Consider the following 14,825-nt stretch of genomic DNA (forward strand, 5'->3'; position numbering starts at 1 on the left):
GCCCGTAGGCTGCCTTAGTTCTCCCCAATTTCTTACTGCTTAGCTGTTACGGATGTACTCATCCATTTCAGTTTTCAGGTTATCGGACTTGGTACCGAAAATCGCCTGAACACCGGAACCAGCTACCACAACGCCCGCCGCACCCAGTTTCTTCAGGCCAGCCTGATCCACTTTGGCAACGTCAGCCACGCTGACACGCAGACGGGTGATACACGCATCAAGGTTAGTGATGTTTTCTTTACCGCCGAATGCAGCAACCAGAGCCGGAGCCATTTCACCGGTCGCACCTGCTTTGCTGTCTTCAGTAGCATCTTCACGACCCGGAGTTTTCAGGTCCAGCGCTTTAATCAGCACACGGAAGATGGTGTAGTAAACGATCGCATAACCGATACCAACAATCGGGAACAGCCACAGCTTGCTGCTGTTACCGGAAAGAACGATAAAGTCGATCAGACCGTGGGAGAACGACGTACCGTCACGCATACCCAGCAGGATACAGATCGGGAATGCCAGACCAGCCAGAATCGCGTGGATGATGTACAGGATCGGCGCCACGAACATGAAGGAGAACTCGATCGGCTCGGTAATACCGGTCAGGAACGAGGTCAGCGCCGCGGAGATCATGATACCGCCCACTTTCGCGCGGTTTTCTGGTTTAGCAGAGTGCCAGATAGCGATAGCAGCAGCTGGCAGACCGTACATTTTGAACAGGAAGCCACCGGACAGTTTGCCCGCAGTCGGGTCACCCGCCATATAGCGAGGGATGTCGCCGTGGAACACCTGACCTGCAGCGTTGGTGTATTCACCGATCTGCATCTGGAATGGGACGTTCCAGATATGGTGCAGACCAAACGGCACCAGGCAGCGTTCAATGAAGCCATAGATACCGAACGCCACGACCGGGTTCTGGTATGCAGCCCACTGGGAGAACGTCTGAATAGCAGTACCGATTGGCGGCCAAATGAAGGACAGAACCACACCTGTGAAGATAGCAGCCAGACCAGAAATGATAGGAACGAAGCGCTTACCCGCAAAGAAGCCAAGATACTCAGGCAATTTAATACGGTAGAAGCGGTTGAACATATACGCTGCAATCGCACCGGAGATAATCCCCCCGAGAACACCCGTATCAGCAAGGTGTTTAGCTGCGATCTCTTCAGCAGGTAAATGCAGAACCAGCGGCGCAACTACAGCCATGGTCTTAACCATGATGCCGTAAGCAACAACGGATGCCAGTGCAGATACACCGTCATTATTAGTGAAGCCTAACGCAACACCGATAGCAAAAATCAGCGGCATGTTCGCAAAAACAGAACCGCCCGCTTCTGCCATTACGTGCGATACAACGGCTGGCAGCCAGCTGAAGTTAGCGGAACCGACGCCCAGCAGGATACCTGCAATTGGGAGTACGGATACCGGCAGCATCAGCGATTTACCGACCTTTTGCAGGTTAGCAAATGCATTCTTAAACATAATTAGGAGTGCTCCTGAGTATTTGTGCTTTTCTACGTTCTCACGCCTTAGCGAGGGGGGAGAACCTCGCCGTGTACAGGGCATCTAAGTACCCTTTATTTATTACACAGAGTAAAATAATTCAGTTTATTTTTGTTTGACGGCTATCACAGTTCAGTCGTGAATGGCCGCAAAATCCGCACATTCCGATAAAATGCGTTTCTGAATGTGTCAAGCTGGTTATTCACCGCCCATTTTGTGGCGGTGAACTTTACTCGCATTAGTGATTAATTACGAGCTTTAAAAAAAGTCAGTTAACGAACAGATTGCAGGCGAGAAGCGTCGATGTGAAACAGGCGGGCAAAGTTATCAGTGGTTGCCTGCGCCAGTTCTTCAACGGCAACACCTTTCACTACGGCCATGTACTCTGCAACGTCACGAGTCATGGCGGGCTGGTTCTCTTTTCCACGATGCGGTACAGGCGCAAGGTAAGGAGAATCCGTCTCGACCAATAACCGGTCCAGAGGGACATAGCGGGCGGCATCACGGAGCTGCTCTGCATTTCGGAACGTGACGATGCCGGAAAACGAGATATAGAATCCAAGGTCCAGTAATTTGCCCGCCGTTTCTCTGTCCTCTGTAAAACAGTGTAGTACGCCGCCACAATCCGTCACTTTTTCTTCGCGCAGAATAGATAGCGTATCGGCTCGCGCATCGCGGGTATGCACGATAACCGGCTTCTGTAACTCACGGCCGATCTGAATATGGTGGATAAAGGATTCCTGCTGGCGCACCTTTGTTTCCGGCGTGTAAAAATAGTCCAGTCCGGTTTCTCCCATCGCCACAACCCCCTCTTCGGCGGCAAAACGACGCAGCACCTCAACATCATAGGTTTCATCCTGATTTAACGGATGCACGCCGCAGGAAAAAACCACATTGTCACGCTCACCAACCAGTTCACGCATACTGCGGTATCCTGGCAAGGTGGTTGCAACGGCAAGACAGAATTTCACATCGCGTGCGGCCGCTTTCGCCAGCACGTCGTCCACGTCCTTATGCAGAGATTGATAATCCAGGCCATCAAGATGGCAGTGTGAGTCGACTAAAAACATAATGTCTCTCTCAAAGATGGGGAACAGGCAGTACGGTGCCTGGTTGCAGGTAATGCTCAATACGAAGAATAAGATCGGTTAATACCAGCTCGCGGTTTACGCCCGTCACGTTCAGCAACTGCTGACGGCAATGGCAAACGTCACCGAGTATCGCCTGTATCTGGGCAACGGATAACCGTTCTGCAATGGAAGATATCAGGTCCAGGGCATCGGGATTGGTTAAATGGGCAATCCCATACGGACGTTTCAACGCATCCGTAAACAACGTTGCCAGCCAGTGTAAACGGGCGGCAGCCTGATCGTGGTTTAACGCCGCGAGCAAGATATACCAATCACCGGCGTTTAATGTATTCACCAGTGCCGCACAAAAATCTGTACGGTGCGCCCAGCTTTCAGCCTGTAACAGCGTGAGTGCCGCGCCTGGCGAACCGGCACTTAGACGTAACGCGCTAAGCAGCGCTTCTGACGACGCAGTCACTTCACGAGCAAGCCAGGAGATAGCATACGACTCCGGAGGTGGCGCAAGATGATGTAACCGACAACGGCTGCGTAATGTCGCCAGCAAACGAGCTGGCTCTGTGCTGGCGAGGAAAAACCAGGTCTGTGCCGGGGGTTCTTCCAGCGTTTTCAACAGGGCATTGGCGGCAGCATCTGTTAACTGGGCGGCATCAGGGATCCACACGACCTTCGCACCGCCGAGACGCGAATGCTCGTACAGCTTTTCACTGACTTCGCGTACAGCATCAACCCCCAGCGTGCTTTTGCCTTTTTCTGGCAGCAGCGAATAGTAGTCAGGGTGCGTCCCCGCCTGCATCAGCTGACAGCCACGGCACTGTCCGCAGCTTTTATGTCCTTCCGGCTGCTGGCACATTAAATAGCGGCTGAGAGCGTAAATAAGCGCCTCGTCGCCCATTCCGGGTAACGCCTGAATCAGTAACGCATGGTGACCACGACCCGCCTGGTAGCTGGCCACCAGTTTTTCAAAATCCGGTCGTAACCATGGGTACCATTTCATGCGCCCTGCTCCTTCACCCATTGGGTGATGGTATTGCGAATATCAGCCATCACAGCCTCCAGCGGCTGCGTAGCGTCTATAGTGCGAATGCTGGCGTCTTTGGCAGCCAGCTCAAGATAGCGCGCGCGGGTACGATTAAAGAAATCGAAAGATTCCTGCTCAATACGATCCAGCTCGCCGCGTGCACGGGCACGCTTCAACCCGACTTCTGGCGTCACATCCAGATAGATAGTGAGATCCGGGCGAAAATCGCCGAGCACTGCATCGCGCAGGGTTGCCAGCATGTTTTGATCGATACCACGTCCACCGCCCTGATACGCCTGAGTAGACAGATCGTGACGATCGCCAATTACCCACGCGCCTTTCGCCAGCGCAGGTTTAATAACGGTTTCGACCAGCTGTACGCGCGCAGCGTAAAACATCAGAACTTCGGCTTTGTCAGTGATAACCTCGTCACCCACCGACTTAATGTCCAGCACCAGGCTTCTTAGTTTCTCAGCCAGTTGCGTGCCGCCAGGTTCGCGGGTGAAAACCATGTCACGAATACCGAGTTGCTCAAGTGTCTCTACCACTACGTTACGCGCGGTGGTTTTTCCGGCGCCTTCCAGGCCCTCGATGACGATATAGTTACTGCCCATTTTTTTCCTTAAGCACTTTCAGGTAATCCTGCACGGACCGGTTGTGGCTGGCAAGATTGGTGTTAAACGTGTGGCCACCTTTACCGTCAGCCACAAAATAAAGATACGGCGTTTTTGCCGGATGTGCCGCGGCCTGCAACGATGCCTCTCCCGGCATGGCAATCGGGCCAGGTGGCAGTCCTGTAATGGTATAGGTGTTATAAGCGGTCGGGCTGTCTAAATCCACGCGCGACAATTTGCCATTATACCGTGACCCCATACCGTAAATCACCGTCGGATCGGTTTGTAAACGCATACCGATACGTAAACGGTTAACAAACACCGAAGCAACCTGGTCACGCTCGCTGGCAACCGCAGTCTCTTTTTCAATAATAGAAGCCATGGTTACCAGCTGGTTTTTGTCCTGATAAGGCAGGCCGTCAGCGCGCCCTTCCCAGACAGTATCCACCGCTTTAACCATTTTCTGATGCGCGCGTTTTAGCAACGCTACGTCAGTAGTATTGGCGGTATACATCCAGGTATCTGGCCAGAACCAACCTTCCACCCATTGCGGGTTTTCCAGCTTCAGCGCCTGGGCCACGGTCTCATAGCTATCGTCGCTTAACGTATGTTTGATATACGGGGCATCGCGCAGCTGTTTCAGGTAATCGCTTAGGCGCATCCCTTCAACCAGACGTAACGGGAACTGCGCCTCTTTTCCGCTTTCCAGCAGTTGCAGCATATCCCGAACCGTCATGTCGGGTGTAAAACGGTAGGTTCCGGCCTTAAAATGCGACAGTTCGGGTTCCACACGCAGCAGCCATTGGAACACGCGCGGACGGTTAATAACCTTGTCCGCATACAGCTGTTCGCCAAGGGCCAGGCGGCCCGTCCCCGCTTTCAGCGTAAAAATCGTCTCTTCTTTAATCAATAATTTACTGTCCGCCAGATGGCGAACTTTCCACATTCCCACTCCCGCGGCAATGCCCAGCACAACCAGCAATAACAGGACAACAAGTAACAGTTTTTTCATGACTAATTCGGGTGCTCACAAAGTGGGGCTAAAAAATCGAATAACAAACGTGAAGACAGCAATGTGTCGCCACAGGCACACACGGGAATAATGGGCATTAACGCGTTACAGACGACGATTTCATCAGCCTGCATAACCTCCTCCAACCCGGCATACACTTCGACAATACTGAATGGCGATTGTGCCAGCATCCGGATACAGAATTGTCGCATAATGCCGTTTACTCCGGCCTGATCCAGGCGGGGCGTGTAAACCACATCACCTTTACGCCAGAACAAATTAGCCGCACAGCATTCCGTAACCCATCCCTCGCTGTCAAGAACCAGTGCTTCATCTGCGTCCGTCTGTTCAAGATGAGAGCGAATCAACACCTGCTCCAGTCGATTCAGATGTTTAAGCCCGGCAAGCCGTGGATTACGTCCCAGACGTACTGGGCTTAGCGCCAGCATAATGCCATCTTGCCGCCAACGATCGTAATGAACGGGCCAGGCTGAAACGGAGAGGATGCGTGTGGCGCTGTGACAACTTTTGCCACTGTAGCCCCGGCCTCCACTGCCACGGCTGATAATCACTTTCAACACCCCGCGTACGTGCCCTTTCGCCAGCATTTTCATTTCATTTTGCAGCTCGGACCAATTTTCAAAAGAGATCAGCAGTTTTTGGCAAGCGTCTTGTAAACGCTCAAGATGCGCTGCAAAGAGAGGGATTTCGCCGTCGATAATACAGGCAGTGGTAAAACAGCCATCACCAAATTGGGTCGCTCGATCGCTTGCTGCCAGCATATTCTGCTCGCAGCCATTAATTAAGAACATGGTGGCTCCTTATTTCTGGTCCGCTAGTTTGGCAGGATGAGTAACACAGGACAAGGGCGGAAAACCGAATAAAAAAAGGCCCGACAAGCGGACCTTTTCAATTTGCTATCGATGCTAGCGCATCTCCTAACGGGCTTAAATCTTTTTAAAGATCAAAGAGCCGTTGGTACCACCGAAGCCAAAGGAGTTACACAGTGCATACTCCAGACCACTAACCTGACGCGCTTCGTGAGGTACGAAGTCCAGATCACAACCCTCATCCGGGTTATCCAGGTTGATGGTTGGCGGAATAGCCTGATCGCGCAGCGCCAGGATAGAGAAAATAGACTCTACCGCGCCCGCCGCACCCAACAGGTGTCCGGTCATAGATTTGGTGGAGCTTACCATTACACGGCTTGCCGCATCACCAAAGACAGATTTCACTGCCTGGGTTTCTGCTTTATCGCCTGCAGGCGTAGACGTACCATGCGCGTTGACATAGCCAATCTGACCCGCTTCGATAGCCGCATCACGCAGCGCGTTGACCATTGCCAGCGCAGCGCCTGCACCGTTTTCCGGTGGTGACGTCATGTGGTAAGCATCACTGCTCATACCGAAGCCAACGACTTCAGCATAGATTTTTGCACCGCGCGCTTTCGCATGTTCGTACTCTTCCAGTACAACCATGCCTGCGCCGTCGCCCAGCACAAAGCCATCACGTTCTTTGTCCCACGGACGGCTTGCCGCTTGCGGGTTATCATTACGCGTAGACAGCGCACGTGCCGCGCCAAAACCACCCACGCCCAGCGGCGTACTGGCTTTTTCTGCACCACCCGCAACCATCGCGTCCGCATCGCCGTATGCAATGATACGTGCAGCATGACCGATGTTATGCACGCCTGAAGTACAGGCGGTCGCGATGGAGATGCTTGGCCCTTGCAGGCCGTACATGATGGTCAGGTGACCTGCCACCATGTTAACAATCGTCGACGGAACGAAGAACGGGCTGATCTTACGCGGTCCACCATTTACCAGAGAGGTATGGTTTTCTTCGATAAGACCGAGACCGCCAATACCAGAGCCGATAGCGGCGCCAATACGGTGGGCGTTCTCTTCCGTTATTTCGAGGCCAGAATCCTGCATGGCCTGAACGCCAGCGACAATTCCATATTGAATGAAAGCATCCATCTTGCGCTGTTCTTTGCGCGAGATAATGTCTTCACAGTTAAAATCCTTTACTAAGCCAGCAAATTTCGTTGCATAGGCGCTAGTATCGAAATGGTCGATCAGGCTGATGCCACTCTGACCGGCAAGGAGAGCTTTCCAGGTAGACTCTACGGTATTGCCGACAGGAGACAACATGCCCAGTCCGGTCACAACTACACGACGCTTAGACACGGTTGTCCTCCAGGGAGGGAAAATAATTCAAGTGGGATAAAAAGATAAAACTCAGGCGGTCGAATGACCGCCTGGAGATGTTCACTTACGCCTGGTGGCCGTTGATGTAATCAATGGCAGCCTGAACGGTAGTGATTTTCTCAGCTTCTTCGTCCGGAATCTCAGTATCAAACTCTTCTTCCAGAGCCATTACCAGCTCAACGGTGTCAAGAGAATCTGCGCCCAGGTCTTCAACGAAGGAAGCATTGTTGGTTACTTCTTCCTGCTTAACGCCCAGCTGTTCGCCGATAATTTTCTTAACGCGTTCTTCGATAGTGCTCATACTCTTAAATTTCCTATCAAAACTCGCTTTCGCGATGGTTTTCGTAGTGTATAAAATGTTGAAAAATTTGCAACTAAATCCCGGCAGGTCTTACCACGATTTTGCGCTATTTTGAGGCCATTCCCCCTAATAACGCAAATATTTTTCAATCGTGGTTAAACCATGTACATCCCGCCGTTGACGTGCAAAGTCTCACCTGTGATGTAACTTGCTTCGTCAGAAGCTAAAAATGCAACCGCACTGGCGATTTCCTGAGCGCCGCCAAGGCGACCCGCAGGAACCTGCGCCAGAATACCCGCACGCTGATCATCAGACAGCGCACGCGTCATGTCCGTTTCAATAAAGCCCGGAGCAACAACGTTTACAGTAATGCCACGAGACGCAACTTCGCGCGCCAGTGATTTACTGAAGCCGATCAGACCCGCTTTCGCCGCAGCGTAGTTAGCCTGACCCGCATTTCCCATGGTACCAACCACAGAACCGATAGTGATAATACGCCCATGACGCTTTTTCATCATAGCTCGCATTACCGCTTTTGACAGACGGAAAACAGATGACAGGTTGGTTTCGATGATATCGTTCCACTCGTCATCTTTCATGCGCATTAACAGGTTATCACGAGTAATCCCGGCATTATTGACCAGGATATCGACTTCACCAAATTCTGCGCGAATATTTTCCAGAACAGATTCGATAGATGCAGGATCGGTCACATTCAACATCAGACCTTTACCATTTGCACCTAAATAATCACTAATGGCCTGCGCGCCGCTTTCGCTGGTAGCAGTACCGATAACTTTCGCGCCACGGGCAACGAGTGTCTCAGCAATTGCGCGGCCAATGCCACGGCTTGCACCGGTAACCAGCGCGATTTTTCCTTCAAAACTCATGGTCTTCCTCTTTTATTGCTCTAGCGCCGCAGACAGTGCCGCCGGCTCATTCAGTGCCGAAGCAGTCAGGGTGTCAACAATACGTTTCGTCAAACCGGTCAGAACTTTACCCGGACCGACTTCATACAGGTGCTCTACGCCCTGGGACGCCATAAATTCAACGGTTTTAGTCCACTGAACCGGGCTATACAGCTGACGAACCAACGCATCGCGAATAGCGTCTGCCGTGGTTTCACACTTCACATCGACGTTGTTCACGACCGGAACCATCGGTGCGTTAAAGGTGATTTTCTGCAGCTCAACGGCCAGTTTCTCAGCAGCAGGCTTCATCAGCGCACAGTGAGACGGCACGCTAACTGGCAGTGGCAGAGCACGTTTCGCACCCGCAGCTTTACAGGCAGCGCCCGCACGTTCAACCGCTTCTTTATGACCCGCGATAACCACCTGACCTGGCGAGTTGAAGTTGACCGGAGAAACGACCTGACCTTCTGCTGACTCTTCACATGCTTTAGCGATAGACGCATCATCAAGACCGATAATCGCAGACATACCGCCTGTGCCTTCTGGTACAGCTTCCTGCATGAACTTACCGCGCAGTTCTACCAGACGTACGGCATCAGCAAATGCGATCACGCCTGCGCAGACCAGCGCAGAATATTCGCCCAGGCTGTGACCCGCCATCAGCGCAGGTGTTTTACCACCCTGCTGCTGCCATACGCGATAAAGCGCGACAGATGCGGTCAACAGCGCTGGCTGCGTCTGCCAGGTTTTATTCAGTTCTTCGGCCGGACCCTGCTGAGTCAACGCCCACAGATCATAGCCCAGCGCAGCTGATGCTTCAGCAAATGTTTCTTCAACAATCGGGTAGCTTGCTGCCATTTCAGACAACATCCCAACGGTCTGGGAACCCTGCCCCGGAAACACAAATGCAAATTGCGTCATGTTTAAATCCTTATACTAGAAACGAACCAGCGCGGAGCCCCAGGTGAATCCACCCCCGAAGGCTTCAAGCAATATCAACTGCCCAGCTTTAATACGCCCGTCGCGGACAGCTTCGTCCAGCGCGCACGGTACGGAGGCAGCAGAGGTATTACCATGTCTGTCGAGCGTCACGACAACATTATCCATCGACATACCCAGCTTTTTAGCTGTCGCGCTGATAATGCGCAGGTTAGCCTGATGCGGTACCAGCCAGTCCAGCGCAGAACGGTCGAGATTATTGGCTTCCAGCGTTTCATCAACGATGTGCGCAAGCTCGGTCACCGCGACTTTAAATACTTCGTTACCCGCCATCGTCAGATGGATCGGGTTTTCTGGGTTCACGCGATCGGCGTTAGGCAGCGTCAACAGTTCGCCATAGCGACCGTCAGCGTGCAGATGCGTGGAGAGAATGCCTGGCTCTTCTGATGCGCTCAGTACAACCGCGCCCGCCCCATCACCGAAAATGATGATCGTTCCGCGATCGGTTGGATCACAGGTGCGCGCCAGAACATCAGAGCCAACGACCAGAGCATGCTTAACTGCGCCAGATTTAACATACTGGTCGGCAACGCTCAGGGCGTAAGTGAAACCAGCGCAAGCTGCTGCAACGTCAAACGCCGGACAGCCTTTGATCCCCAGCATACTTTGGATCTGGCACGCCGCGCTTGGAAATGCGTGAGTGGATGATGTGGTAGCAACCACAATCAGACCAATTTGTTCTTTGTCGATGCCCGCCATTTCAATCGCACGGTTTGCGGCGGCAAAGCCCATCGTCGCAACTGTTTCATTTGGCGCTGCAATATGGCGTTCACGGATACCTGTACGAGTGACGATCCACTCATCAGATGTCTCAACCATTTTTTCCAAATCGGCGTTAGTACGCACTTGTTCAGGCAGATAGCTGCCAGTACCAATAATCTTCGTATACATGTACGCTCAGTCACTTTTTGGTTATATACCGCCACGAGCAAATCGCTGATACGTTGGCCACATTCACAAACGCACCGTTATCTGTGTGCTCGTGAGGTTGCGCTTTCGCCACCGTCCAGCAGTTCGAATCCAGCTGGGTATACAGATTCCAGGCGAGCGGCAATTCGCTGAGGAACTTGTCGCTGCACCGCCTGCACTGCCTGTTCAATCGCGACTTCAAATGCTCGCTGATTGGCCGCACCATGACTCTTAATCACCGTGCCGCGCAATCCTAACAGACAGGCGCCATTATACTGGTCGGGGTTGAGGTGACTAAATCGCCTTGTCAGGCTTTTTTGTAACCAACGTTTTAATAACAGAAGCCACCACGACCGTTTTTTGCCCTCACCCTGAGATTTCAGCAGTGAAAGGAACATTCTGACAACACCTTCCATCGTCTTTAATGTGACATTACCTGTAAAGCCGTCACAGACCAACACATCGGTTTTGCCAGTCAGTAACTCATTGGCTTCAAGATAGCCGATATAATTAATGGAAGGGATTGTTTTTAGCACAGCTGAAGCATCTCGAATACTGTCGAGACCTTTCGTTTCTTCTTCGCCGATGTTGAGTAACGCTACGCGAGGATTGGCAATGCCAACAACCTCTTCTGCCAGCACGGAACCCATGACGGCAAATTGCACCAACATCGTGCTATCACAATCTACGTTGGCGCCCAAATCCAGCACCACCGTTTTGCCCTTTTGCTGATGCGGTAAAACCGTCACCAACGCCGGACGCTCAATTCCCTCAAGGGGTTTGAGCAATAACTTCGCAAGTCCCATCAGTGCGCCCGTATTACCGGCGCTGACACAAGCTTGTGCCTGACCTTCTTTCACGAGCTCCAGGGCAACACGCATTGAGCTTCCACGACTGGCGCGAATAGCTTGCGAGGGCCGGGCATCACTGGCAATAACTGACTGAGCAGGGATAATCTGCAGACGCGAACGTTGTTCGAAGTCAGCTTTGGCAAGTAATGGCGTGATTGTATCGGGATCCCCGACTAAAAGAAGTGTGAGTTGCGAATTAGAATTCAGTGCCTGCAATGCTGCAGGCACTGTCACGGTAGGGCCAAAATCTCCCCCCATGACATCTAACGCCAGGGTTAGACGTGTCAAGGTATCGTCGCTGCCCGGTTAGGTGTTTCCCCAGTTACCCGGGGAAAGCCTCACTAAGCTTCATCACGCGTTCACTCTTTGTCTTTCTCACCAGGGGTGGGAAAGCCATTGAGTCATGCGTGATTACTTAGCGATTACCTTACGGCCACGGTAGAAACCGTCGGCAGTGATGTGGTGACGCAGGTGTTGTTCACCAGAAGTTTTGTCTACAGACAGGCTGGTGACTGCGGTCAGAGCGTCATGAGAACGACGCATGCCACGTTTGGAACGGGTTGGTTTATTCTGTTGTACGGCCATGGACCTTACTCCTCAATTACTTACGCTTTAAGCTGGCTAATACGGCAAATGGGTTTGGTTTTTGCGCTTCATCAGGCAATTCGCCAAAGACCATGTCCGCCTCGGACACTTCACAGTGTTCAGAATCATGCACCGGAACTACCGGCAAGGAGAGGATAATCTCATCTTCAACCATTGCAAGCAGATCGATTTCACCGAATTCGTTAACCTCAATCGGCTCATACGCTTCCGGGAGTGCTTCAGCCTGCTCGTCAGAACGGACAGGACTAAAACAATATGTTGTGTGTACATGAAGTGGGAACGGTTTCCCGCAACGCTGACATTCGAGCGTAACCGATACCTTCGCATCACCGGTTATAACGGCGAGACGCTGGTTATCGATAGCGAACGACATGGAGCATTCCACATCACTGTCCACACTGACTACAGAATCGGCGACGCGCTCAACCAGATCAGAAGTATAGATACCTTCATAATCGAGGCGTTTTTGAGCCGTACGAACCGGATCAAGAGTCAGGGGTAATTTTACCTTTTGCATAGGGCGCGCATATTAACTTTGTAACGTCATATAGTCAAAGAAAAAGGCAGCCTGTGGTTGCCTTTTGCCAATAATTCGCACACATTGCGGGTCATCGACTTAAAATCGCTCAAGACAAGCCACTACAGCCAGCTTGTAGGTCGAAGTCCATAGTTTAAAATGGCTCTCATCAATACGCTATATGCGAGGGAAAAAATATGCCTCAACTTATTCTTGCTTCCACCTCTCCCTGGCGTCGCGCTTTACTCGAAAAACTGGCAATTCCGTTCGAATGCGCAGCACCAGAGGTTGATGAAACACCATTACCAGGCGAGGCGCCACGTCATCTGGTGTTGCGACTGGCGCAGCAAAAAGCGCAATCACTCGCCCACCGTTATCCCTCGCATCTGATTATTGGCTCCGATCAAATTTGTGTTCTTGATGGTGAAATAACCGGCAAACCATTAACAGAAGAAAATGCGCGCCAGCAATTACTCAAAGCCCGTGGCAATATTGTGACATTTTACACCGGACTGGCGCTGTATAATTCTGCGACCGGACATTTACAAACTGAAGTAGAACCTTTTGACGTCCATTTCCGTCATTTAAGCGAGGCGGAAATTGATGATTATCTGCGCAAAGAGCGTCCGCTCCATTGTGCAGGTAGTTTCAAAAGTGAAGGGTTAGGTATTGCACTCTTTGAACGCCTGGAGGGTCGTGACCCAAATACCTTGGTAGGTTTGCCGCTGATCGCGTTGTGTCAAATGCTGCGGCGGGAAGAAATGAACCCGTTGAACGCCTGATTAATCTGCATGATGTCGACGCGATGCGTCTTATCAGGCCTACGGTCCATCACACGATTGTAGGCCTGATAAGCAACGCGCATCAGGCTTTGCTGCGTAATACCTCGAGGCAGCGCTTCAACTGCTTATCCATTGGCGCTTCAATACGCATCACTTCCCCCGTACCTGGATGAGTAAACTTCAACGCTGCGGCATGCAGGAAAAGTCGGTTCAACCCCGTATCCGCCAGTTGCTTATCGAACTCACGGTCACCGTAGCGATCGTCAAAAGCAATTGGATGACCGGCATACTGGGTATGCACACGGATCTGGTGCGTACGTCCGGTCACCGGGCTACAGCGCACAAGCGTGGCAAACGCATAGCGCTCTTCCACTTTAAAACGTGTTTCTGACGGTTTGCCTTCCTGATTCACCCGCACGATACGCTCGCCGCTTTGCAGAATGTTCTTTAACAGCGGCGCCTGCACGGTTTTGACATGCGACTGCCATTGGCCTCGAACCAGCGCGAGGTAATCTTTCTGCATGCCTTTTTCACGCAGTTGTTCATGCAATGAACGCAAGGCTGAGCGTTTTTTGGCAACCAGCAGCACACCGGAGGTATCCCGGTCGAGGCGATGCACCAGCTCAAGGAAACGCGCTTCCGGACGCAACGCACGTAATCCTTCAATGACGCCAAAGCTTAACCCGCTTCCGCCATGCACGGCCGTACCTGAAGGTTTGTTCAGCACCAGAATGTGGTCATCTTCATATAAAATGACATCGGTCAGCGCCGCAACCTTCTGCAGGTTTGGCGAAATGGCCTCTTCTTCACGTTCAGCGACACGCACAGGTGGAATACGCACAATATCCCCATCTTCGAGTTTGTACTCGGGTTTAATGCGTTTTTTATTCACCCGCACTTCGCCTTTACGCAAAATGCGATAAATCATACTTTTCGGCACGCCCTTAAGCTGGGTGCGCAAAAAGTTGTCGATGCGTTGCCCTGCTTCGTCGGCAGTAATGGCAACTGTTTTTACGGCTGGAGTCTCTGTTTTCATGGGGGCCGATTTTAAATAGCCATCAAGATTCGCGCCACACATTTTTCTATGCTTATATTAACTGCTATACCTTATTACTTAAGTTTGACATAGCCGATTTGGTGGTTATTAAAGCAATCACTACGCGGAAGTGAAAAAACTGTGAGTAACCGGGTGATAAATGGCAAAAGTCATCTTGCTATAACAAGGTTAGCAGTGGAATAATGCGGTTGTTTCCGTGTTGAATCTTGTTAAAACAAGAACTTTTCCGGAATGACCCAATTTTGCCCGACCGATCATCAACGCAGCAATGGCGTAAGACGTATTGATCTTTCAGGCAGTTAGCGGGCTGCGGGTTGCAGTCCTTACCGGTAAGTGCTCTATGGATTTCACATTGTAGGAAGGCGGCAAGTCTGGATACCCCCAGGTTCTTACTCCTGTAAGTGACCAGGGTGAGAAGATAAAGCCAACGCACCGACAGCGTGAAAGACGACA

16 protein-coding genes are annotated in these 14,825 nt (G+C 51.7%); 1 reads left to right on the forward strand and 15 read right to left on the reverse strand.

Translation table 11 applies throughout. From position 1 onward, the window contains the following. Positions 1 to 39: 39 nt before the first annotated feature. The 14 genes from ptsG to yceD form a co-directional block, all read right to left on the reverse strand. Positions 40 to 1,473, reverse strand: a complete 1,434-nt coding sequence (ptsG, locus tag GUC46_RS14570; protein ID WP_003836725.1) for a PTS glucose transporter subunit IIBC — start codon at positions 1,471 to 1,473, stop codon at positions 40 to 42. Between the two features lie 293 nt (positions 1,474 to 1,766). Further along, the gene (locus GUC46_RS14575) at positions 1,767 to 2,564 is read right to left on the reverse strand and encodes a metal-dependent hydrolase (RefSeq protein ID WP_032936194.1); all 798 of its coding nucleotides are present in this window, start codon (positions 2,562 to 2,564) and stop codon (positions 1,767 to 1,769) included. Positions 2,565 to 2,574: 10 nt separating this feature from the next. Continuing rightward, positions 2,575 to 3,579 (reverse strand): DNA polymerase III subunit delta', encoded by a 1,005-nt coding sequence (holB, locus tag GUC46_RS14580; protein WP_016149938.1) that lies wholly within the window; start codon positions 3,577 to 3,579, stop codon positions 2,575 to 2,577. Further along, entirely contained in the window at positions 3,576 to 4,217 is a 642-nt protein-coding gene (tmk, locus tag GUC46_RS14585; RefSeq protein ID WP_003036268.1) for a dTMP kinase, read from the reverse strand. Before tmk ends, holB begins: the two co-directional genes overlap by 4 nt. Then, on the reverse strand, positions 4,207 to 5,229 hold the full coding sequence (gene yceG / locus GUC46_RS14590; RefSeq protein WP_032948992.1) for a cell division protein YceG: 1,023 nt from the start codon (positions 5,227 to 5,229) through the stop codon (positions 4,207 to 4,209). The genes tmk and yceG overlap by 11 nt, the downstream gene beginning before the upstream one ends. Before the next feature lie 2 nt (positions 5,230 to 5,231). Further along, the gene (pabC, locus tag GUC46_RS14595) at positions 5,232 to 6,041 is read right to left on the reverse strand and encodes an aminodeoxychorismate lyase (protein WP_130714767.1); all 810 of its coding nucleotides are present in this window, start codon (positions 6,039 to 6,041) and stop codon (positions 5,232 to 5,234) included. Between the two features lie 135 nt (positions 6,042 to 6,176). Continuing rightward, positions 6,177 to 7,418, reverse strand: a complete 1,242-nt coding sequence (fabF, locus tag GUC46_RS14600) for a beta-ketoacyl-ACP synthase II (protein ID WP_003036260.1) — start codon at positions 7,416 to 7,418, stop codon at positions 6,177 to 6,179. Between the two features lie 85 nt (positions 7,419 to 7,503). Then, entirely contained in the window at positions 7,504 to 7,740 is a 237-nt protein-coding gene (acpP, locus tag GUC46_RS14605; RefSeq protein WP_000103754.1) for an acyl carrier protein, read from the reverse strand. A gap of 155 nt (positions 7,741 to 7,895) precedes the next feature. Continuing rightward, positions 7,896 to 8,630 (reverse strand): 3-oxoacyl-ACP reductase FabG, encoded by a 735-nt coding sequence (gene fabG, locus GUC46_RS14610; protein ID WP_003036255.1) that lies wholly within the window; start codon positions 8,628 to 8,630, stop codon positions 7,896 to 7,898. Positions 8,631 to 8,642: 12 nt separating this feature from the next. After that, the gene (gene fabD / locus GUC46_RS14615; RefSeq protein ID WP_160180421.1) at positions 8,643 to 9,572 is read right to left on the reverse strand and encodes an ACP S-malonyltransferase; all 930 of its coding nucleotides are present in this window, start codon (positions 9,570 to 9,572) and stop codon (positions 8,643 to 8,645) included. Positions 9,573 to 9,587: 15 nt separating this feature from the next. Further along, on the reverse strand, positions 9,588 to 10,541 hold the full coding sequence (gene fabH / locus GUC46_RS14620; protein ID WP_003832181.1) for a beta-ketoacyl-ACP synthase III: 954 nt from the start codon (positions 10,539 to 10,541) through the stop codon (positions 9,588 to 9,590). A gap of 77 nt (positions 10,542 to 10,618) precedes the next feature. Then, positions 10,619 to 11,698 (reverse strand): phosphate acyltransferase PlsX, encoded by a 1,080-nt coding sequence (gene plsX / locus GUC46_RS14625; RefSeq protein WP_003846798.1) that lies wholly within the window; start codon positions 11,696 to 11,698, stop codon positions 10,619 to 10,621. Positions 11,699 to 11,821: 123 nt separating this feature from the next. After that, on the reverse strand, positions 11,822 to 11,995 hold the full coding sequence (rpmF, locus tag GUC46_RS14630) for a 50S ribosomal protein L32 (protein ID WP_003036242.1): 174 nt from the start codon (positions 11,993 to 11,995) through the stop codon (positions 11,822 to 11,824). A 16-nt stretch (positions 11,996 to 12,011) separates the two neighbouring features. Beyond that, positions 12,012 to 12,533: a 23S rRNA accumulation protein YceD gene (gene yceD / locus GUC46_RS14635; RefSeq protein ID WP_003036239.1), complete on the reverse strand. Its 522-nt coding sequence runs from the start codon at positions 12,531 to 12,533 to the stop codon at positions 12,012 to 12,014. 197 nt (positions 12,534 to 12,730) lie between these two features. Between yceD and GUC46_RS14640 the strand changes: the two genes are divergently transcribed. Next, positions 12,731 to 13,315, forward strand: coding sequence for a nucleoside triphosphate pyrophosphatase (locus GUC46_RS14640; protein WP_003836743.1), 585 nt, complete (start codon positions 12,731 to 12,733; stop codon positions 13,313 to 13,315). Positions 13,316 to 13,397: 82 nt separating this feature from the next. On the opposite strand, the gene rluC is transcribed toward GUC46_RS14640, so the two are convergent. After that, on the reverse strand, positions 13,398 to 14,351 hold the full coding sequence (rluC, locus tag GUC46_RS14645) for a 23S rRNA pseudouridine(955/2504/2580) synthase RluC (protein ID WP_003036228.1): 954 nt from the start codon (positions 14,349 to 14,351) through the stop codon (positions 13,398 to 13,400). Between the last annotated feature and the right edge of the window lie 474 nt (positions 14,352 to 14,825).

The organism is Citrobacter sp. LUTT5 (assembly GCF_009905315.1).
GTDB lineage: Bacteria > Pseudomonadota > Gammaproteobacteria > Enterobacterales > Enterobacteriaceae > Citrobacter > Citrobacter freundii.